This is a genomic window from Paenibacillus whitsoniae, assembly GCF_003955665.1.
In the GTDB taxonomy this organism is placed as follows: Bacteria; Bacillota; Bacilli; order Paenibacillales; family NBRC-103111; genus Paenibacillus_E; species Paenibacillus_E whitsoniae.
Genome location: NZ_RXHU01000011.1, coordinates 150,468 through 171,365, shown reverse-complemented (window position 1 = coordinate 171,365; position 20,898 = coordinate 150,468). Strand labels below are relative to the sequence as shown.

Below are 20,898 nucleotides of genomic sequence, written 5' to 3'. Positions count from 1 at the left end.
AAGGAGAAGATAGATGTGATGCCGATCTGGTTGCGTATGAATCGAAGCTTCAAGGTAAAACTGATCTTCAGCTTGTCTTGTATCATTCTGCTTGCATTTGGCATTACCGGCTATTTGACCAATCGGTACAATTTGAAATTGTTTGAAGAAGAGATCAGCAAGCAATTTTATCAGACGAGCGCAGCAGCGACGGAAAAATTGGATTTGCGAATACAGGAAATGGTACGCGTCACCCAAACGGTTGTTTTTAATCCGGAGCTGGAACGGCTTATTCAATCGATGTCCGCCGATAAAAGCACAGATGCTTATCGGCAATATGACGATAAGAAGCAGTTGGAAGCACAAATGAGTCTGATTAAGTACGATCAGCCGTATATCACAGGGATGTACATGTTTGATTTAAACGGCAAGCTGGCTTTATATAGCTTTACTTCCGCAACCATCAACATGCTGGATGAGGCAACGGTCAATACCATTCGAAACCGAATCAGCGATTCATATGGCGACTTGGTGTGGATGAGTATGAAGTTGCCGAGTTCGATTGAACCTAGCGGTTACCGGAACACGATTATTGCAGCGCGTTGGATGAAGAATGGCAACCTGCAGACATATGGCATGCTCGTCATGGCGATCGATGCGACGTTTTTTTCCAATTCACTAAAGGAACTGACCCGGGAAGGGGCCGGGGAAGTGTATTTGTTTAATCCGAATGACGAACTGCTGTACACGAACATGAATACGCTTACGCCTGATGCGTTGGCAGGGATTCGAACAGTAGCCGCATCAAGGATTATCGACAATCGTTTATTCATACGAAGTGCAACCCAATCGACAGCTTTCCACTTAGTTAGCGGAACTTCACTGAATGAAATCAAGCAAAAAAACAGGAACTTGTCGCAGCGCATTTACTATTCGGGTCTGGCCAGTATTGTGCTGACGAGCATACTCATCGCTTTATTCACAGGAAAGCTGCTTCGTCCTTTAAAAGATTTGCAATCTGGCCTTCGCAAGGTACGGTCGGGCAATTTCGACGCCAGGGTCGACATCCAGACGAAGGATGAACTTGCCTATATCGGCGAAAGTTTCAATGCGATGACGGCACAGGTCGGGCATCTCATTAAGGAAGTGTATTTAACGCAGCTTAGTGAAAAAGAGGCGGAACTGAAGGCGCTGCAAGCTCAGCTGAATCCTCACTTTTTACACAATTTATTTAATGAGATCTATTGGAAGCTGTTCTTGAAAGAGGAGAAGGAAGTGGCGGGGCTCATTGGGACGGTCTCGGAAATGCTCAAATATTCGTTGATGCCGGTGCGAACGCTAACGACGGTAGGGGAAGAGTTTCAGCAAATTCGCAACTATGTGAAGGTGCAGGGCGAGTTGTTTGAACCGGACTTGGAGACGATGATTCAAGTTGATGAAGAGGTCATGGAGGTAAAGATGATGCGCGCGCTTCTCCAGCCGTTGGTGGAGAACGTCTTTATTCACGCCTTTCGCAATAAAATTACGCAGAAAGTGCTGTTGATCACCGCGCGTAAGGATGGCGATAGGTTGGAAATCGAAGTCAAGGATAACGGTTGCGGGATGGAGGAGAAGACAATCTATGATCTTCTGGGGCAACCAGGAACGTCACGTCTGCGACTGGATGGCCGGGAAAGCCTTGGCGTGCAAAGTGTCTGGCGGCGAATTGAGCTTGTGCACGGGCCTCCGTATCGCCTAGAAATATCGAGCACACCGGGAAGCGGAACGACCATGCGGTTGATTTTGCCCTATATGACAGAGGAAAGGAAAGAGGAGCACCATGGTTAAGGGGAAAGTGTTGATTGTAGAGGATCAAATGAATTTCCGCAAGGGGCTCGTCAAAATGATCGAGCAGGGCGATTTGGGCTGGGAAGTCGTTGGCGAAGCGAGCAACGGCCAAGATGCTCTTGAGCTGCTGGCAGAGCTGCAGCCGGATCTGGTGCTCACCGATATTCGCATGCCGATTATGGACGGCATTGAATTTGTCGGGCACCTGCGCAGAAGTCATCCGGATCTGCTTGTTGTTATTCTCACCGGCTATAAAAACTTTGAATACGCGCAAGCGGCGGTGCGGCACGGCGCCTTGGATCTGCTTATTAAGCCTTGTACGGAGCAGGATGTTCGTCAGGTGCTGAGCAAGGCGTCGGAGAGCTTCTACCGGAAATATGCGCTGGAACAGAAGCGCCTCGTTGAGCAGAAGCTGAACGTAGATCAGGCATTTCGCTCGATTTTTCTAGATTTGCCATATTCCTACGGGATCATTCCTGCGCTGAATGATTGCTTAGCCCATCAGGAGCTATGGCTGCTGCAGTTGAATAATGACGATTTTATTAAGCGGGATGCGCAAAAAGGGGACCGAAGCTTGCTGCAGTTCGCGCTTTCCAACATTGTTGAGGAATTGCTGCAGCAAACGGGATTGCTAAGCCGTCTTCTGCTCGTAGAGCACGACCGGTTCGTATTGATAACAGAGCGAAGCGGCGTATCCGAGCAGCTGACGGCTGATATGCAAGAGGCTGTGCAGCATTATTTGAAAATCCGGCTCAAATTCATTCCGATGGGTCCTGCGCCTTCTGCCGAGCATCTAACGGAATTATACATGTCGGTGTGCGGTTCACTGCGAGAGGAGAACCTTCTGAGGACGGCGGAGCAGGTGTCGAACCTCGGCATGTTGTCGCTGAATCAAGCCAGAGTCAACGAAATTGAGGTTCAATTGATGTCGGCCATTTTGCTGGGGCAGGCGGATAGCGTGCAGCAGCTTCTGGATCAGATGCTGCAAGAGTTCATGCACAAACCCTTGGAGGACATGAAGGTCCAGGCGCTGGCACTGGCCATTGCACTTCTCAAGCTTGTGCAAAAGCAATTTGATCCGGACGGGCAGGATGCTGTGCCAAGGCTGCCAGAGGAGATGCCCGGAGAGGATTGGTCCGTCGAAAGCGTTTTGGCTTGGGCGCGTCAACAGGTCAAGGGCTTTATGCAGCAATTCAACTTATGGCAGTCGTCAAAAAGCGAAAACGTTATCGAAAAAGCGGTACAATACATCGATGAGCATTATCACGAAGCGTGCCGGCTGACGGACGTTGCGGCGCACATTCACTTGAACCCGAGCTATTTCAGCGTGTTGTTTAAAAAGGCGAAAGGCGAAAGCTTCACCTCCTATGTAACGCGTTTGCGTATTGAAAAGGCGGCGCTATTGCTGCGCAACACCGATATGAAAATTTTCGAAATCGCCAGCCGTGTCGGGTTTGATGAGCCGAATTATTTCACGAACGTATTCAAGCAGCGGTACCAGATGTCGCCGAAGGAATATCGCAACGGCAGCGCGGTGTAGGGCGGGGCGGGAGGCTCCATTCCGCTTCCCCGCGGTCGCGGGCAGGCCCCGGAAGCTACTGTAAATGCCTCCCCGACTGCGGGGTTAAGCGGTTTACTAAATCTAATGAAATTATAGATTCCTCTATAATTTTTTAAGGGTTTTTATCTTGAAAACGGTTACGATAATACCATCAAGTAGGAATGAAGGAGTGGTGCACACATGAGAGAAACGCTGGAACATACTCCTGTCACGTTTCCGCAAACGACATCCACAAACGCGGCATCCTTAAAACGAAGACGCAGATTTAAACAAAACATCCCGTTGTTCGTCATGCTGCTGCCAGTTTTCGCCTTTTATGTGCTGTTCAAGTATTGGCCGATGGGCGGATTAATTATCGCGTTTAAAAGCTACAATCTCGGCGATGGCATTCTGCACAGCCCTTGGGTCGGCTTTGATAATTTCAAGCAGCTGTTTTCAACGCCGAACACGCTGGAAATTATCTGGAATACCTTCTGGCTCAGCTTCCTAAGCTTGGTGTTCGGTTTCCCTGTCCCGATTATTCTCGCTGTGATGCTCAACGAAATAAGGCGGGCTTGGTACAAGAAATGGATCCAGACTATCGTTTACCTGCCGCACTTTTTCTCCTGGGTGATCGTTTCCGGCATCGTGTTATCGTTGTTCGCGACGGATTACGGAACGATTAACAAAGTGCTGAAGCTGTTCTCCATCGAGCCGATTACGTTTCTATATGAATCGAAATCATGGGTCACCATCTTCGTCGGCTCCGGCGTATGGAAGGAAATGGGGTTCAGTACGATCATCTATTTAGCCGCTCTGACGACCATCGACCCTTCCTTGTACGAATCGGCCAGCATGGACGGCGCGACGAAGTTCAGGCAAATATGGCACATTACGCTGCCCGGCATCCGGCATACGATCATTTTGCTGCTGATTCTGGCGATGGGCCGCATTATGGAGGTAGGCTTTGATCAAGTGTACAACTTGCAAAATTCGGCGGTCGCCGACGTTTCGGAGGTTATCTCCACGTATATCTATAAAATGGGACTAGGCAACGCACAGTTCAGCTTAACGACAGCGATGGGACTTTTCGAGTCGGTCATTTCCTGCAGTCTTGTCTTAATTGCCAATCGAATCGCCAGGAAATTCGACCAGGCGCTGTTTTAGAGGAAAGGAGGAAGCGTATGAAGCCGTCAAAAGGCGAGTCGATTTTCTATGTTATCAACTATGCGCTGCTCGGTTTGATAGCGCTCACGTGCATCATCCCGTTCATCCATATCATCGCCCTGTCTCTGAGTGAACGGTCGGCGGTTGATTCCGGTCATGTGTTTCTCTGGCCGGTGGGTATGCAGTTTACCGCATATAAAATATTTTTCATCTCCAGCCCGGCGTTCACGGCGTTTAAGAACAGCATCGTCATCACCGTGATCGGGGTGGTGCTGAGCCTTCTTGGTACCATACTGGCGGCGTATCCGCTGTCCCGGTCGTACCTGTACGGGCGCCGATATTTTGTACTGGCGATGGTGTTCACCATGTTGTTCTCCGGCGGGATAATCCCAACTTATCTCGTTGTCAAAAATATGCATCTGATTGACTCCTATTGGTCCATCTGGCTGACAGGGTTCATCAGTACCTATAACATGCTGCTGATGAAGAGCTATTTTGAGAATATTCCTTATGAGGTTCAGGAGGCGGCCCGCATTGACGGGTGCAGCGATACGTCGCTTCTCCTCCGTGTCATTCTCCCGCTTTCGCTGCCAATGCTTGCAACGCTCGCGCTGTTCTACGGCATCAACTTCTGGAACGCTTTTATGAGCGTCCTGATGTACATTAATAAGAGCGATAAGATGAATCTGACCGTTGTCGTTCAGGCGATGCTGCAGAAGAACGATCTGCTCAATTCGCCATCGCTGAATCCGGAAGAGCAGGCGGCCGTGGCAACCGAAATGGTGAAGGCCGTAGGCGTCGTCGTCATGGTCGTCCCGATGCTGGTCGTCTATCCGTTCTTGCAAAAATATTTCGTCAAAGGCGTCATGCTGGGGTCAGTGAAAGGTTAGTTTTCCGTCCGGTTTTCCGTTGTAACAACTTCAAATACACGTTGTAGGGGGAATAAGGGAATGAATAACAAGAAGCTATGGTTAGGCATGTCGGTAAGTCTTGTTGCGCTGGGGGCGACACTTGCCGGCTGCAGCAACGACAAGAAAGAAGGAACGGAGGCATCTCCCTCATCCACTCAAGCGGCTGCGACAGCATCGCAAAAGCCGGCTGCACGTGGAGATATCACGGTATCCATGTATGATCGGGGCGCCGTCCCCGCTGCCGAAGGCTCTTATGAGGAAAATCGCTGGACCAAATGGATTAACCAGAACGGCCCTGCCAATGTGAAGTACATTCCGATTCTGCGCAGCGACTCCACCAAGAAATTCAACGTGCTATTCGCTTCCGGCTCAGCGCCGGACATCATCAACGAGTATAACACCCCGTTCCGGGGCAGTTTATACGATCAGAAGCAGCTGCTGCCGATCGATAATATTTTGAAATTTATGCCGGAGTATCAGAAGCTGTTAACGCAATATCCGCAGCTGAAGAAAGCGGGCACGAAGCCGGACGGCAAGATTTATGAAATTGGAAAAGTGAAAGAAGCAACACCGGCGCACATTCTGCTTATTCGCACTGATTGGTTGAAAAAGTTGAATTTGTCTATGCCGACGACGACGGAAGAGATGCTGAATGTAGCGAATGCATTTGCGAACCAGGATCCGGATGGCAACGGCAAGAAGGACACATACGGCATGAATATGAGCACCTATTCGGAGCAGGCGATTAACGAATTGTTTGGCGAAAGCTCCTCCAGTTCGTTGCTGGCTTGGGATTTGAAAGACGGCAAGGTTGTGCGCGCTTGGGACAAAGAATTGGCTTCCTTAAGCTTTAAGAAGAAGCTCTACGAAGGCGGTATGATCGATAAAGATTATATCAACGACAAAGACGGCGCCAAGGCGAAGCAGGACTTCCTAAACGGAAAAATCGGCATCTACGTGAAGTTCTCAGGCGGATGGTACGATTTTTCGATTAACGATATGGCCACGTTGAAGAAAAATGTGCCTACAGCAGAAATCGCACCGCTGGGTTACCCGAAATCCCCGGTGGGTACATTTACCGGCGCCATCGACAATCCGGTGCAAATGACAACCGTCATTAATGCCAAAGCGAAGGATCCTGAGGCGGTGGGACGTTATCTCGACTTTATGATGAAGCCGGAGACGGCATCGAAAATCATCAACGGCGAAGAAGGCACGCACTGGAAGAAAGGTCCGAACGGTTGCCCGCAAACGATCTCCCCGGACAAATCGAAGAACGAAGTCGGGTATGCGCTGGATTACGAAATGTTTTATTCCTCGGGCACGGACGCTTGTTCCTTTGTCTTGAATCAGTTTAACCCTGGCATTCCGGCTGAGAAAGCGGGCATGGACATGTATAGGGACGTTCAGAAGCTGTATTTTGATGAGAAAAGAGAATATCCGGGCATCGCGTTAGGCGACCATATGCCGGTATATCCAGCTGATCTTCAATTGATCAACACGACGATTCTCAAAGAGAAAGGCGACCTGTTCGTCAAAGCGATTATCAGCGGCGATAAATATACGGCGGAGCAAGCCATTAAGGATGCCCAGGCAGCGTATGACAAAGCTGGCGGCAGTAAGCTCGACGAGTTCATGAACAAATGGTATGCGGAAAATAAAGACACCGCCTTCCTTGCGAAGGATGCGATGGCGGTTGTGAAATCGCAAATGCAGCTTGTGAAGTAAGCTAGCAGAGAACGGGAAGGCTGAACAAAGCGTTCGGCCTTCTCATTTTATCCAGAAGATCAGGGAGGCAGTACCAAATGCAGAAAGTTAGAGTGGGAATGATCGGCTGCGGTGGCATTGCAACAGGAAAGCATCTACCCAGCTTAAATAAAATAGATAAAGTTGAAGTTGTTGCATTTTTTGACATCTCGGAGGAGAGAGCGAAGGAAGCAAGGGATCAATTCGGCGCACCCGGCGCGAAGGTGTATGCGAGCTTCCAAGATCTGCTTGCCGAAGAGGCGGTCGACGTTGTGCACGTGTGTACGCCGAACGATACCCATGCGGAGATTTCAATCGCAGCGCTCGAGGCCGGCAAGCACGTGATGTGCGAGAAGCCGATGGCCAAGACGGCCGCAGATGCGCGTCGCATGGTCGAGGTTGCTAAACGTACCGGAAAGAAGCTGACGATCGGGTACAACAACCGGTTTCGCGCAGACAGCCAATATTTGAAGAAAATCGTTGATGAAGGCGATTTGGGTGAGATTTACTTCGCCAAAGCGCACGCTGTTCGCAGACGGGGTGTGCCGACGTGGGGCGTTTTCCTCGACGAGGAGAAGCAAGGCGGCGGTCCGCTCATCGATATCGGCACGCATGCGCTGGATTTGACGCTGTGGCTGATGAACAACTACGAGCCGAGGGTCGTGCTGGGAGCTGCTTATCATAAGCTGTCACGGAAGGAAAATGCCGCGAATTCATGGGGACCTTGGGACCCGGCTAAGTTCACGGTGGAGGATTCGGCATTTGCGATGATCGTTATGAAGAATGGGGCGACGGTGATGGTGGAAGCGAGCTGGGCGCTGAATACGCTGGATGCCAAAGAAGCGAAGTCGACGCTCTGCGGAACGGAAGGCGGCGCCGACATGCAGGACGGCCTGCGCATAAATGGCGAGAAGCACAGCCGGCTCTATGTGAATCAGCTGCAGTTCGAAGCTAAGGGCGCAGATTTCTATGCGGGCAAGAAAGAATCGATGCAGGACAAGGAGATCCGCCTATGGATCGATGCGGTTCTGAACGATACACAGCCGGTAGTGACCCCGGAACAAGCCTGCGTCGTCTCTGAAATTCTCGAAGCGATTTACGAGTCCAATCGGACGGGCAAAGCGGTTTATTTTGATTAAAGGAAAAGGAGGCCGTCACACTGTGATTCGAGTAGCGATACTGAGCTTCTGGCATGTCCATGCGAAGGATTATGCCCAGCAGGCGATAGCGCATCCCGATACGGAAATTGCCGCCATATGGGATGAAGTGCCCGAACGTGGCCGGCAAAAAGCCACCGAATACGGCGTGCCGTTCTATGAGCGGCTGGACGATGTGCTCGCCTTGCCAGACGTCGATGGCGTTATTGTGGTGACGCCGACGAATCGGCATCGCGACGTGATGACGGCGGCGGCTGAGGCCGGCAAGCATATTTTTACCGAAAAGGTGCTTGCTTTGACAACTGGGGATTGCGAAGCCATCCTGGCCGCAGTAAGGAAATCTGGAGTGACGCTCACGGTGTCGCTGCCCCGCCTCAATATGGCGTTCACGCAAGCAGTGAACGCCATACTTCAAGCCGGACAGCTCGGACAGCTGACGCTGGCGAGGCTTCGCCTTGCGCATAACGGCGCTTTGCCGACGGAGACGTCAACGCTCGGCTCGCTGCCTGCGCATTTTTTCTCCCTCGAGCAGGCGGGCGGCGGCGCGCTGATTGATTTGGGCTGCCACCCGATGTATCTTGCCCGCCTCTTTCTTGGGATGCCGGAGAGCCTACACGCCAGCTTCGGCTATGTGACGGGCAAGGAAGTCGAAGATAGCGCCGTTGCGGTGCTTCGTTATCCGGATGGGGCGCTTGGCATCGTGGAAGCGGGCTTCGTCAACAGTTACTCGCAGTTCAATCTCGAGATCCAGGGGACTTTAGGCAGCTTATCGTACTCCAGGCAGGACGACAAACTGTATGTGCGAGGCGCGGGATTTGCAGGAGCGGAGAAGGAATGGCGCAGCTGGACGGACCTGCCTTCCGCGCTACCGTCTTCCTTCGAGCAATGGGTAACCCATATTCAGCAGGGAACTACAGCCGATGAAAACATACAGCTTGCGCTGGATCTCACACGTTTAATGGAGGCGTCCGTGAAGTCTGTGCAGTCGGGCGGCGCTGTAAGCCTTTGCGAGATTCCGGCGTCTGGCGTCTAATCGATGAAGCCGGTTCTCTGCAGCATGTTTACGCGGAGAAACCGGCTATCTGTTTTGCATGATACAAGGAGGGCTAGGAATGTGGGATAAAGGGGAATTTTCATTTTCGACATGCTGGAACATTAAGCGGCATACGACAGGCCGTGTGATGATAGAGGAGATCAAGTCCCTCGGCTTCCGTCAGGTGGAGCTGAACTACAATGTGAACGAGATGCTTTTATCGACGATCGAGCCGATGATTGAGCGGGGAGAAATCGGCGTATCCAGCGTGCATAACGTGTTCCCTTACATCGCGGATAAGGATTACGATACGGACTCCGTGCTGTTAGGCTTTGATGATGAAGAGAAGCGCCAGCGCTCGGTCGACCTGCTCATCCGCTCGATGGAATATGCGGTTCGCTACGGCGCCAAAGCGGTTGTCGTGCATCCGGGCGAGGTGCCTTTTGACCGAAATATCGACTCGGAGCTCAAAGCGCTGTATCGCGAGTTCGGCAAGGATTCGCCGGAATACCGTCAGCTGTGGAACGAAATGCTCGAGAGACGAGAGCGCTTGAGCCCGCGCTATACACAGCGAATTACGGAAAGTCTGGAACAAGTGTCGGAGCATGCCGCACGCCAAGGCTGGCAGGTGGCCATCGGCATCGAGACACGCGCCCGCTGCTATCAAATGCCGACGCTGATGGAGGCGAAGAGGATCTGCGACAATTTGCAGGGAAGCCCGGTCGGCCTCTGGTACGACATCGGCCATGCGATGATGATGGATCGGATGGGGCTGTACGATAATGTGCAGGAACTGGCTATCGTCAAGCCGTATATTTGCGGCGTGCATATTCATGAGACGCTGGAACTGTCGGATCATTGGTGCCCGTATGTGCATAGCAAGGACATGACGTATTTTGACCACTTTCTGGATGCGATCGATTACGCGAAGGTCAAGGTTTACGAGCTTAAGGCGGCGTGCCAGCCGGAGGAGATTCATGAAAGCCACGGGCTTCTGATCGGCAAGTTGAACGGCAGGAGATAAGCGAATGTCGACGTTTAAGATAGGAGAGAGAACCATGGAACCGATGTATATGAAGCTGGTTCAGCTTAACGATGAATGGACGGAAGCGGGCTTGCAGCTGCAAGTCGCCGATCCGGCCTCCAAATATGACGGAGGCGTGATGGACGAAACGACGGGGATTCCGCGTGCGAACCATCTCGGCACTCCCGCAGTCATGGCCGCATGGGCGGCTTCGCTCGTAAATGCGGATTCCCGCTATTACCGGCAAGCCGAACTGCGGGAAGCGCTGGAGAAGGCGTCGGCGTTTCTGCTGCGCCGTCAGCATGCTGATGGTACAATTTCGCTTGGTTCCACGAATTTCAACTCGCCGCCGGATACCGCTTTTGTGGTGGGCGGCATGACGCAGATTTACCGCTTGCTCGAGCAAGCGAATTGGCCCGAGCTAGCACCGGCGCTAGCGAATATCCGCCTGTTTCTGGAGCGGACGATTCCAGCGCTGCAGACCGGCGGCTGTCATACGCCGAACCACCGCTGGGTCATTACCGCCGCTTTGGCGCAGCTGCACGACATCTTCGGCCATCCCGAGCTCCTTGTCCGTGCGGAGGAGTGGCTCTCGGAAGGGATGGACATGACGGAGGACGGGGAGTGGACAGAGCGCAGCAACGGGATTTACAACGCGGTCAGCAATATTTCGCTGTTCCATACAGCGCGGGCCTTGAACCGGCCTGCACTGCTCGAGTATGTCCGCCGCAATCTGCGGATGATGGCGTATCTGATCCATCCTGACGGCGAGGTGGTTACGGACTATTCCGGCAGACAGGATCTGGGGCAGACGTTCAATCTTTCCAATTATTTTCTCGTCTGCCGGCTGATGGCGGCGCACGACCGGGATCCGCTGTTCGCAGCGATGTCCGATTATGCGGGATCGTTTATCTCACAGTATAAGGAAGGCGTCAATAATCATCCGATGGTCGGCGTACTACTCTTTCCTTCGAGTCTGGAAGGGCTGGAGCGCGAGCCGCTGCCGGAGCGCTACGTGAAGAGGCTCAACTTTGGGCACCCGATGGAGGCGCATTTGAAGCAGGCGGGCCAGGTCGGCCACCATATGAAAATCCAGCACAGCTCGATGCACCTCGCCTTCGGCGCTCCGGTCGTCCGCGTGCGCGACGGGAACGACAGCGTGACAATGATGGCGAAGGCGCCATCCTTCTTCTCGCTGCGCCATGGCAAGGCCAGACTGCTTGGCGTCAAGCTGGCGACCTCCTTTGCGCCGGGCGTGGTGATGTTCGATTCGCTCGAGGAGGCGGAGCAAGGGGCCTTCAAGCTTCGCACGCTGCTGGAGAAAGGCTACAGCGGCCCAATTCCGGCAGCAAGCCTTCGGGAGCTTCGCCTTAATGAGTCCATGAGCCCTTGGTACCTGCTGCCGCATCATCTGCGGCCGATGACGCACTTGCAGCAGTTTGAGCTGGCTGCGGACATCGCGCAAGGTGACCAGGCGTGGACGCTCCGCCTTCGCTCCGACGAGCGGGAGGATGTGTTTGCGCAGCTGACTTTTGTGTTTGGGAGCGAAGGAGAAGTAGAGGGCAGCGGGGTGGAGCCGATCAGTGACGGCCGTTTTCTGTATAAAGAGGGAACGCTGACGTATGCCGCCGGCCCGGATGTCATTGAGATCGCCTCCGGCGCCTTTGAACACCGCCTGCCAGAGCTTCGTGACGTACAGCATCCGAATGGGTGCTTGTATGCCCATGTCAACTTGCTTTCCCCATTTGACCACACGGTGACGATTCGATTGCGATAGAAAGGGCGGAGAGAGATGACCTATTATTTTGACGCGCAGGAGAGCGCGTATGCACAGTTCGGAGATGACGAGGGCGCTGTACTTGGGCTGCTTGCAGACCGCTATAAAGGTGCAAATCCGCCGGTTCCGTTTATCTTTCGTGTCAGTTATCCGTCGGGTGTTAGACAGACGCGGGAAGGCCTGTATGAGTTGGACTTGCAAGCCAAGTTTCCGGACGCGCGTCCCGGACATTTTGCTTACGCTTATGCGCTCGTATGGAGCGACAGCGAACGGAACCTGGATTTGCTGCTGGAGAGCTTGGGGCCGGTACAGGCTTATTTGAACGAGGAACGGATCTTCCGCTCCAATGTCATCGAAGAGATTCTGCCCGATGCCAGGGTGAAACTGAATGTCACATTTGCCAAGGGTTGGAATCGCTTGTTCGTCAAAATGACAAGCACGCCGGCCGGCTTCGGCTGCCGCTTAGGTGCGGATGAGGCGAAGGTGCGGATTCTGAATGTCTTGACGCCGTTCCCCAGCAGGGCCGGGCAATCCGGCTGGGTATACTCCGAGCCGGTGGAGAAGGATCTGTTCCCGGACGGTCCGGACGTCCACAGGCTGGCCGCCGAAGAGTGCAGCGGCCTCAGATGGCTGCCTGCGCAGCAGTGGGACGAAGCCCAGCGCCGCCTGCCGAACTTTGCGCGGATGTTCGGAGGAGGACGCCCTGGCCAGCTTGCGTACGCTTGGACGAAGCTGGAGCTTGAGCGGCTCGGCGGCGCGCCCGTTGTACTCGAAGGGCAAGCTTCCGGCCCGATAACGGTGTGGGTGAACGGGACGGCAGTGCTGGAGCAGCCGCATGCCGGAAGCTTCCGGAAAGAGCTGGCCCTCGGCGGTGGCAGCTGCGATGTCCTCGTTCGCAGCGTGTGCACCGACGCGGCGTGGGGCTTTACGCTTGGGGCAAGCTGCGCGGGAGCGTCCTGCCGATTCGCTCTGCCCGTGCCGGTCAAAGGAACGGATCAAGCTTGGATGTTCGTAGGCCCGCTCGATCCAGACACGGACTTGCCTCTTTCCGATTTTATGCGCACGGACCGGGTTTATCCTTCCGGCTCGGCTAGCGGACATCAAGGCGCTGATAGCAGCGTGTACTGGAGATTGGACGCGCCGGATGCGGCGATTCGGCCGATCTATGAGAACGCCATGCTCAGCAACAAATGGACCGTAGGCACGGTAACGAATTATGCGCGTTGGGACTATCCGCTGGGCGTGACGATTTACGGGCTGCTGCAGGCGGGCCGATGGCTGAACCGGCCGGATCTTACCGCCTATGCAGTTGCACATGTGCAAGCTTGTACACGCATGTACGATTACGCGCTGTGGGATCGGGAGCAGTATGGTTTCCCGGCCGTTAATCAGCAGCTGGTGCTGATGAAAATGCTGGATAACTGCGGTTCTTTTGGTTCCGCCATGCTGGAGGCATATTCCGTATGCGGGGATGAGGCGTTTCTGCGCATTGCCGAGCGGATCGCCGACTTTATGTTAAACCGTCTGGAACGCAGGGAAGACGGTGCGTTCTTCCGGGAATGTCCCGGGGAATATTCGGCGAATACCATGTGGGCGGACGATTTGTATATGAGCACGCCGTTTCTTTGCCGCTACTATAAGCTGACGGGAAGCGAGCGTGCGCTGGATGAAGCGGCGAATCAGTTCTTGCTGTTCCGCAACTATTTGTATATACCGGAGCATCAAATCATGTCGCATGTGTTTGATTTCAAGTACGGCAGAGCTACGGGCATTCCGTGGGGAAGAGGCAACGGTTGGACCCTGTTCTCTTTGACAGAGGTGCTTGAGACGCTGCCGGGCACTCACTCGGCGCGTCCGGCGCTCCTTGCATTCTTCAACGAGCTGTGCAGCGGATATGCGGCGCTTCAGGCGGAGAGCGGCTTATGGCGCCAAGTGCTGAACGATCCCGACGCGTATGAAGAAGCATCGTGCACGGCGATGTTTGCCTATGCTTTTGCACGCGGAGTGCGTTTTGGCTGGCTGAACGATCCGGAACGCTTCTTGACGGCGGCGTCCAACGCCTGGAGAGGCCTGACGCAGGTCGCCATTGACCGCCAGGGCAACGTACACGGGGTGTGCAGCGGATCCAGGTACGCTTTCCACGCAGAATATTACAAAGACGATTTAAAAACGGTGCTCAACGACAATCATGGGATCGGCATCATGATGCTGGCGGGGACGGAGGTTGCCAAGCTAAATGCACGTTGGACAGCCTCTGTAAAAAAGGTGTTGTTGTAAAATCTCACACATACCCATACGCAGACCTGCGGTAAGCGCTTGGCGTGCTCCCGACGGTTTTGCGGAACATCCGGATAAAGTAGTTATAATCCTCGTAGCCGACACGTTCCCCGACGTCCTGAAGCGATAGTTCGCTCGTGCGGAGCAGACGCTTCGCCTCCTCCATCCTGACCACATGATGATACTGCAGCGGGCTGAGTCCCGTATGTTTGCGCAGGCAGCGGGCTGCATAATCCTCGTTGAAGTGCAGCTCATCCTCCATGCGCGCCGCATGATACGGCTCGCGCAGGCGGGCTTCGAGATAGCGCATCACCTGTGCGGCGATGATGGAAGAGCGGCTGCCGAGCCGCTCCGTCCGCAGGGAAGCTTGCAGCTGCGAGAGCAGCCTTCCCAGGAGCAACTGCTGATCAAGGGCTGCTTCCATCGTCAACGAACGCCGCAGCCTGAGCATTTCCTCCAAAATCGGCTCCACCGCTACCCGATCGTACGTCCCGAATTTAGGCAAATACATATATTGCTCCTGCGGCGCCAGATCGCTGTCACGCCCTTCACGCACGCGAACCGACCAGGCAACCTGGTGATCCGGGAGTCTGGCAGCCGGAGATTCATGCTTGAAATGGACCCAGTAGATCCCGGTCGGCTCCGTGCAAGCTTTGTGACCGATGTGGGGGACGCCGGGCTCCAGAAGCAGTACTTCGCCGGGGCCGATCTCGTAAGCTTGCTCCCCTTCCGTCATGTACAGCGTCCCGCTGCGAACGAGCAGCAGGTCGTACACATCAAAGGTGCGCCCGAAATGCTGGGTCTGGGCCGGCCACGTGGAGTAGCCGATCGTGAGAAATTGCGGCAAAGGCGGGATGCGAAGCTGCAAACAGTCGGTCATAGGTAGGGCCCTCCTTGGTGGACATATTCATAAGTCGGTCGAAAATATGCTATTTTAAGTCGATACTATGACTATATCATGTTCGCTTTTGAAACTATAGTTAAATTAACTACAGGGCCAGGAGGCGACAGTAACTTATGCGTTTTCGTCAAGTTCATCTCGATTTTCATACATCGGAAGCGATCCCGGGGATCGGGCGCGATTTCGACAAGGGGCAGTTTCAGGACATGCTTCGCAAGGGGCACGTGGACTCCATCACCGTTTTCTCCAAATGCCATCACGGCTGGGCGTACCATCCGTCTGAAGCGAACGAGATGCATCCGCATCTAACGTTCGATTTGCTCGGGGGTATGATCGAGGCTGCGCATGAGATAGGGGTGAAAACGCCGGTCTACTTATCCGCAGGGCTGGACGAAAAGCTGGCGCGCCGGCACCCGGAATGGCTGATCCGGGACGTGAACGACAATACGAACTGGGTGGATGGCTTCATGAAGCCGGGGTATCACCAGTTCTGCATGAATTCGCCGTATCTGGACGTGCTGCTCAGCCAAATCGATGAGGTGGTTCGCCGCTACGACGCGGACGGCATCTTCCTCGACATTGTCGGCGTGCGCAAATGCTTCTGCCATACGTGCGTCGGGCAGCTGCTCGCCGAGGGAAAAGATCCGCGTGACACTGCCGCAGTTGTGGAGCTTGGCGAGCGTACGTACGCGACGTACGCTCGCCGGGTTCGCGAGACGATTGACGCCGTGAAGCCGGGGCTGCCCGTGTTCCACAATGGCGGGCATATTCGCCGCGGGCGCCGGGATCTCGCTGCGATGAACTCGCATCTGGAGCTGGAGTCGCTGCCGACCGGGGGCTGGGGCTACGATCATTTTCCGCTGTCCGCGCGCTATGCGCAGGGACTTGGGCTGCCGTTTCTCGGCATGACGGGCAAGTTCCACACGTCGTGGGGAGAGTTCGGCGGTTACAAGCATCCGAACGCGCTGCGCTACGAGACGGCGCTCAGTATCGCGAACGGCGCCCGCTGCTCGATCGGCGATCAGCTGCACCCGGAAGGCTGGATGGATCCGGCGACATACGCGATCATCGGCGCGGCTTATGCCGAGGTGGAGAGCAAGGAAGCGTGGTGCACAGATGTGCGAAGCGTCGCGGATGTCGGGCTGTTTTCGGTTGAAGCATCCGGGCAGGAGGAGGGGGCGGAGCGAACAGGCGATTCCGACGCCGGTGCGGTGCGCATGCTGCTGGAAGGTCACGTGCTGTTCGACGTGATCGATATGGCGAGCGATTTCCACCGCTATCGGGTGATCATTTTGCCGGATCGCATTGCGATTACGGGTGAGCTTGGGGAGAAGGTGAAGGCGTTCCTTGCGCAGGGCGGAAAGCTGCTGGCCACGGGGGCATCGGGGCTGAATGTGGAGGGCACCGATTTTGCCATTGAGCTTGGCGTTCGTTATGCCGGGGTGAATGCGTATAAGCCTTCGTACTTCCGTCCGCATTTTGCACTGGAGAGCTTGCCGGAAGCGTCCTTTGTGTTCTATTCGAAGGGGCAGCAGATCGAAGTGACCGAGGAGGGAACCGTGCTGGGGGACCGGGAAAATCCTTATTTTAACCGCGACGTGTTCACGTTCTGCTCCCATCAGCATACCCCAAGCGCGCTCCAGCCGAACGGTCCGGGTATGGTTGAAAGCCGGAGCGGCATTTATATCGCGTGGAACGTGTTTGAGGAGTATGCAAGCGTGGGCAGTCTCGTGCTGAAGGAGAGTGTGCTTTACGCGCTGAATAAGCTGATAGGCGCAGCGAAAACGCTCTCGACCAACTTGCCGGCACAAGGCGTCGTTACCCTCATGGAGCAGCCGGCGGAAGGCCGGTATGTGAATCATCTGCTGTATGCGGTGCCTGTCAAACGCGGGAAGGGGGTAGAGGTGATCGAGGATCTGATGCCGGTGTATGGAACGAAGGTGTCGGTGCGTCTGGGCAAGCCTGTAAAACACGTCTATCTGGCTCCGCAAATGACGGAGCTCGCTTTCGAGACGGATGCCGAGGGAACGGTGCATTACGAGGTGCCGAAGCTGCTGTGCCATCAGATGGTCGTGATGGATGTATAAAAAATGTAAAAGCCTGCGGCCGCAGGCTTTTTTCATGTAGAGCCGGGAAGCCGCTTAGGCGAGATGGCCTTTCAGCGTTTCCACGAGCGTATCTTGTGTGCTTGCTTCGCTGTGCTGCCAAATAATTTCGAAAAGCACCCCGAGCCCGGGCAGCACCCGCTCTTCCCCGCCGATGGAGTCTTCGATGATTTCTTTTAACTCCTCATCCGATTTGTTGTTAACACGCTGGAGAATGGCCTGTCTTAACGTGATGTTCATACGTCGACCTCGTTTCTATATATCAGTATCGAAATTAATATGTGCAAAAAGGGGAGGCTTCATCCTTTTTTCTGAGCGGTCGGGACAGTCCACATGGAAAAAGTGAGATGAGGGCAACATGTATGGTATACTGAGGAAAATCTCGGAATATGGGGGCACAGACGCAGTGAGTGTAAGAAAACAGTTTGCGGTCATCGGTATCGGCCGATTCGGTTCGGCGATTGCAAAAACTATAACGCAATTGGGGTTCGAGGTATTAGCCATTGATCAAGACGAGGAGACGGTTCAGGAGGTTTCCTCTTACGTGACGCATGCGGTGCAAGCGGATTCCACCGATGAGGATGCCATGCGGGCGCTGGGTTTGCGGAATTTTGACGTTGTGGTCGTCGCGATCGGAGAAGACATTCAGGCGAGCATTCTGACGACGATTATTCTGAAGGAAATGGGCATTCCCAAGATTGTGGTGAAGGCGGTCAATGACCTCCACGGCAAGGTGCTGAATAAAATCGGGGCCGACAAGGTGATTTATCCGGAGCGCGATATGGGGCAGCGGGTTGCCCATCATTTGATCTCATCCAATATTATTGATTATATCGAGCTGTCCGCGGACTACAGCATCGTGGAGATTAAGGTATCCAAGATGATGGTCGACCGCAGCCTGCGGCAACTGGATATGCGGGCCAAATACGGCTGCAACGTCATCGCGATCAAGCAAAATGAGCAGCTCATCATTCCGCCTAGTGCGGAAATGCCGCTGCGGGCCGAAGACGTGCTCGTGATTGTCGGGAAAAATGAGAGTCTGAAAAATTTCGAGATTACTTTTTCGGAGTAGGAAGTCGGGTTATGATGCGTACATATTCAGAAATTTTATCCGTGCAAAATGCAAGAGTGAAAGAGTGGGCCTCCTTGCTCGAACGACGCGGCCGCGACAAGCAGGGCAAATACCTCATTGAAGGATACCACCTCATTGAGGAAGCGTTAAAAGCGGGGGCAGGGGTCGAAACGATCCTGTTCCTCGCGGATAAAGGGCTGCCCGGCGAGCTCGCTTCGCTGGGCGGCGCCGCTGCGGCGGAATGGATCGGCGTGAGCAGCGCCGTGCTCGCCAAGTGCTCCGATGCGCAGACCCCGCAAGGGGTGCTGGCGATCGTCGCGAAGCCGGAGGTCGGCGCGGACGCGCTGCTCGCCGGCGCGCATGACCTGGTCGTGGTGCTGGACGGCGTCCAGGACCCCGGCAACCTCGGCACGATCATCCGCAGCGCGGATGCCGTCGGGGCCAACGCCGTTGTGCTGGGTCGCGGCACCGTCGACCTGTACAACCCCAAGACGATCCGCTCGACGATGGGATCGCTCTATCATCTGCCGATCGTTGAGGCCGATCTGGCGGAGCTGCTGCCGCACGCGCGGGAACGGGGCGTGCGGCTCGTGACCACGAGCCTGCAGGCGCAGCGCTCGTGTTACGAGACCGACCTGCGCGAGCCGGCGTGGCTCATCCTTGGCAACGAGGCCAAGGGGGTGTCGCCGGGCGTGGCCGCGCTGTCGGACGTGCAGGTGATCATTCCGATGCAGGGGCAGGCGGAATCGCTGAACGTCGCGATGGCCGCGACGGTACTGCTGTTTGAGGCGATGCGGCAGCGGATAGATCCCGCACAAATAAACTCATCATGTGTGAGTAACGATTATAGTTGAGACTCATTTGGTCGATATTTGGGACATTCTAGGTGATATGTTTGAGACAAATTTTTAACCAGTAATAGCAAGAATCCTTGTTATTACTGGTTTTATTTCAGTTCTAAACAAGTTTTAATTTCCTGTTCAGATTGTAAAGGTATGAGAATACTTTTAAGAAATATTTGATTATAATTGAGATTTTCTGTGAAAGGTTGTGAGCGACTTTACGACTAATTCGGATAAGGGGCTGGTGCAACTACCAGAGTAGCTCCCAGGAGCACTTCCCTGATAGGAAGCGACAATCTGTATTGCACCTTTATCGTTAGAGTCAGAGATACGTATGGGCTCTAAGGCCATAGCTTTTCGACCTTCCTATCCCAGCCATAGTAGCAGTTTTGATGGATTCCTCATCCCATTTTCATCATTTAAGGTACGGGAAGAGAACAGAGAGTTATTATTGCAAAAAGAACAGTCCTCCTCAGAACTACTAGCCCAAGAGGATCTTGAGGCATTTCTTCAAATAATGAAGAGAGCAAGAAGTATAACACATGTGTAAGGTATTTTCTATGAAAAGCCGCGGAAATTGAGGCTTCGGGCATAACTGAAAGGGAGTAAATTAGGGCAAGATTATTTGTCTATTTCCGTATGCCCCCGCCCAATTGCCGAATGAAATGGGTAATCTTACTTTCATTCTTTAAAATGATCCGATCTAGGGTGGTGAAATCTTGCGATATGAGTAAGTACCCTGGGGCCTATTTGGCAGATCAAGTCCAAATTCGCTGGTTTTTGAGCAAATAAGCACTCCGACAAGCTGAAAAAAGAAGCTATCCTGCAGTCATTGACTTGTGGGACAGCTTCTTCTTTCTTTATATGGGCCTATCGTCTAGCGTTGAAGCCGACGAACGCTTTCGTGTTAAAATCAAACACAGCTGTCAACGGCCCGAGGAGTGTATCTTGGTCTGTGTTGTAGGTTACCGTCACGGAATTGCCGTTCGCTGCTTGGATGTCGGCAAGCAATTTCTTTTGCTCGTCTGTCGTTGCGAGTACGCCCGATTCCTTAGAGGAGACGATTTGAACCGTAGCTTCCTCTTGCTTTGTCGTAATATGGGAAGCTTGCTCCTTCACTTGCGCCCAAGAGCCAAGTCGCGGTATTCTTGCGCTGCTTCCGGCGTCAATTTCAGTACCGACCTTCAGATCAGCAGCGGTTGGCGTTTTGCCGTCAAGGCTTTTGATCACCGTCGATGTATCGTTAAAATCACCCAAGTGCTGCTCTTTGTTTGCTTCATCGTAATTGACGGTATAGCCGAGTTTCGTTGCAGCGTCGCGTACAGGGAGGTATGCTTTGCCATCAATGTAAACAGGCGTAAGCGGGCTGTCTTGCCCGTTAACAACAATTTTTACATCCTTTTGCAAGTAGCAGTATTGTTGCTGACAAACCCTCTGACGGCGGTCGGTTCGAATAGGTTGCAGTTTGTCCAAAACTTTTTGTTTCGTTATTTTCAGAACCACCATAAAACTGAGAACTATACAAACGGCGGGGGAAGGC

The 20,898-nt window shown here is 53.8% G+C and carries 16 protein-coding genes; 13 read left to right on the top strand and 3 right to left on the bottom strand.

Annotation, left to right across the window (positions count from 1 at the left end; genetic code table 11):
- Nucleotides 1-18: 18 nt before the first annotated feature.
- From EJQ19_RS03120 to EJQ19_RS03075, 10 genes are all read left to right on the top strand, one after another.
- The gene (locus tag EJQ19_RS03120) at nt 19-1,806 is read left to right on the top strand and encodes a sensor histidine kinase (protein WP_241242714.1); all 1,788 of its coding nucleotides are present in this window, start codon (nt 19-21) and stop codon (nt 1,804-1,806) included.
- A complete protein-coding gene (locus tag EJQ19_RS03115; RefSeq protein WP_126139739.1) occupies nt 1,799-3,346 on the top strand; it encodes a response regulator transcription factor in 1,548 nt (515 codons plus the stop codon). The genes EJQ19_RS03120 and EJQ19_RS03115 overlap by 8 nt, the downstream gene beginning before the upstream one ends.
- A gap of 312 nt (nt 3,347-3,658) precedes the next feature.
- Nucleotides 3,659-4,513, top strand: coding sequence for an ABC transporter permease (locus tag EJQ19_RS03110; RefSeq protein ID WP_241242713.1), 855 nt, complete (start codon nt 3,659-3,661; stop codon nt 4,511-4,513).
- 17 nt (nt 4,514-4,530) lie between these two features.
- On the top strand, nt 4,531-5,403 hold the full coding sequence (locus tag EJQ19_RS03105) for a carbohydrate ABC transporter permease (protein WP_126139737.1): 873 nt from the start codon (nt 4,531-4,533) through the stop codon (nt 5,401-5,403).
- 60 nt (nt 5,404-5,463) lie between these two features.
- Nucleotides 5,464-7,152, top strand: coding sequence for an extracellular solute-binding protein (locus EJQ19_RS03100; protein ID WP_126139736.1), 1,689 nt, complete (start codon nt 5,464-5,466; stop codon nt 7,150-7,152).
- 77 nt (nt 7,153-7,229) lie between these two features.
- On the top strand, nt 7,230-8,309 hold the full coding sequence (locus tag EJQ19_RS03095; RefSeq protein WP_126139735.1) for a Gfo/Idh/MocA family protein: 1,080 nt from the start codon (nt 7,230-7,232) through the stop codon (nt 8,307-8,309).
- Between the two features lie 22 nt (nt 8,310-8,331).
- Nucleotides 8,332-9,360, top strand: a complete 1,029-nt coding sequence (locus EJQ19_RS03090) for a Gfo/Idh/MocA family protein (RefSeq protein WP_126139734.1) — start codon at nt 8,332-8,334, stop codon at nt 9,358-9,360.
- 79 nt (nt 9,361-9,439) lie between these two features.
- The gene (locus tag EJQ19_RS03085; protein WP_126139733.1) at nt 9,440-10,384 is read left to right on the top strand and encodes a sugar phosphate isomerase/epimerase family protein; all 945 of its coding nucleotides are present in this window, start codon (nt 9,440-9,442) and stop codon (nt 10,382-10,384) included.
- 34 nt (nt 10,385-10,418) lie between these two features.
- On the top strand, nt 10,419-12,161 hold the full coding sequence (locus EJQ19_RS03080; protein WP_126139732.1) for a hypothetical protein: 1,743 nt from the start codon (nt 10,419-10,421) through the stop codon (nt 12,159-12,161).
- Nucleotides 12,162-12,176: 15 nt separating this feature from the next.
- The gene (locus EJQ19_RS03075; RefSeq protein ID WP_126139731.1) at nt 12,177-14,438 is read left to right on the top strand and encodes a glycoside hydrolase family 88/105 protein; all 2,262 of its coding nucleotides are present in this window, start codon (nt 12,177-12,179) and stop codon (nt 14,436-14,438) included.
- Between the two features lie 4 nt (nt 14,439-14,442).
- On the opposite strand, the gene EJQ19_RS03070 is transcribed toward EJQ19_RS03075, so the two are convergent.
- Nucleotides 14,443-15,318, bottom strand: a complete 876-nt coding sequence (locus tag EJQ19_RS03070; protein WP_126139730.1) for a helix-turn-helix transcriptional regulator — start codon at nt 15,316-15,318, stop codon at nt 14,443-14,445.
- Nucleotides 15,319-15,455: 137 nt separating this feature from the next.
- On the opposite strand from EJQ19_RS03070, the gene EJQ19_RS03065 reads away from it, so the two are divergent.
- Nucleotides 15,456-17,426, top strand: a complete 1,971-nt coding sequence (locus tag EJQ19_RS03065) for a beta-galactosidase trimerization domain-containing protein (RefSeq protein WP_126139729.1) — start codon at nt 15,456-15,458, stop codon at nt 17,424-17,426.
- A 54-nt stretch (nt 17,427-17,480) separates the two neighbouring features.
- On the opposite strand, the gene sspI is transcribed toward EJQ19_RS03065, so the two are convergent.
- Nucleotides 17,481-17,684, bottom strand: a complete 204-nt coding sequence (gene sspI, locus EJQ19_RS03060) for a small acid-soluble spore protein SspI (protein ID WP_126139728.1) — start codon at nt 17,682-17,684, stop codon at nt 17,481-17,483.
- Nucleotides 17,685-17,802: 118 nt separating this feature from the next.
- Between sspI and EJQ19_RS03055 the strand changes: the two genes are divergently transcribed.
- The gene (locus tag EJQ19_RS03055) at nt 17,803-18,516 is read left to right on the top strand and encodes a potassium channel family protein (protein WP_126139727.1); all 714 of its coding nucleotides are present in this window, start codon (nt 17,803-17,805) and stop codon (nt 18,514-18,516) included.
- Nucleotides 18,517-18,527: 11 nt separating this feature from the next.
- Nucleotides 18,528-19,370, top strand: a complete 843-nt coding sequence (locus tag EJQ19_RS03050; RefSeq protein WP_126139726.1) for a TrmH family RNA methyltransferase — start codon at nt 18,528-18,530, stop codon at nt 19,368-19,370.
- An 858-nt stretch (nt 19,371-20,228) separates the two neighbouring features.
- Here the strand turns inward: EJQ19_RS03050 and EJQ19_RS03045 are convergent.
- The gene (locus EJQ19_RS03045; protein WP_164716284.1) at nt 20,229-20,831 is read right to left on the bottom strand and encodes a stalk domain-containing protein; all 603 of its coding nucleotides are present in this window, start codon (nt 20,829-20,831) and stop codon (nt 20,229-20,231) included.
- Nucleotides 20,832-20,898: the final 67 nt, after the last annotated feature.

Coding starts and splice junctions, on each gene's coding strand:
- EJQ19_RS03120 (WP_241242714.1), top strand. CDS start 19: ATGCCGATCTGGTTGCGTATGAATCGAAGCTTCAAGGTAAAACTGATC.
- EJQ19_RS03115 (WP_126139739.1), top strand. CDS start 1,799: ATGGTTAAGGGGAAAGTGTTGATTGTAGAGGATCAAATGAATTTCCGC.
- EJQ19_RS03110 (WP_241242713.1), top strand. CDS start 3,659: ATGCTGCTGCCAGTTTTCGCCTTTTATGTGCTGTTCAAGTATTGGCCG.
- EJQ19_RS03105 (WP_126139737.1), top strand. CDS start 4,531: ATGAAGCCGTCAAAAGGCGAGTCGATTTTCTATGTTATCAACTATGCG.
- EJQ19_RS03100 (WP_126139736.1), top strand. CDS start 5,464: ATGAATAACAAGAAGCTATGGTTAGGCATGTCGGTAAGTCTTGTTGCG.
- EJQ19_RS03095 (WP_126139735.1), top strand. CDS start 7,230: ATGCAGAAAGTTAGAGTGGGAATGATCGGCTGCGGTGGCATTGCAACA.
- EJQ19_RS03085 (WP_126139733.1), top strand. CDS start 9,440: ATGTGGGATAAAGGGGAATTTTCATTTTCGACATGCTGGAACATTAAG.
- EJQ19_RS03080 (WP_126139732.1), top strand. CDS start 10,419: ATGGAACCGATGTATATGAAGCTGGTTCAGCTTAACGATGAATGGACG.
- EJQ19_RS03075 (WP_126139731.1), top strand. CDS start 12,177: ATGACCTATTATTTTGACGCGCAGGAGAGCGCGTATGCACAGTTCGGA.
- EJQ19_RS03070 (WP_126139730.1), bottom strand. CDS start 15,318: ATGACCGACTGTTTGCAGCTTCGCATCCCGCCTTTGCCGCAATTTCTC.
- EJQ19_RS03065 (WP_126139729.1), top strand. CDS start 15,456: ATGCGTTTTCGTCAAGTTCATCTCGATTTTCATACATCGGAAGCGATC.
- sspI (WP_126139728.1), bottom strand. CDS start 17,684: ATGAACATCACGTTAAGACAGGCCATTCTCCAGCGTGTTAACAACAAA.
- EJQ19_RS03055 (WP_126139727.1), top strand. CDS start 17,803: ATGTATGGTATACTGAGGAAAATCTCGGAATATGGGGGCACAGACGCA.
- EJQ19_RS03050 (WP_126139726.1), top strand. CDS start 18,528: ATGATGCGTACATATTCAGAAATTTTATCCGTGCAAAATGCAAGAGTG.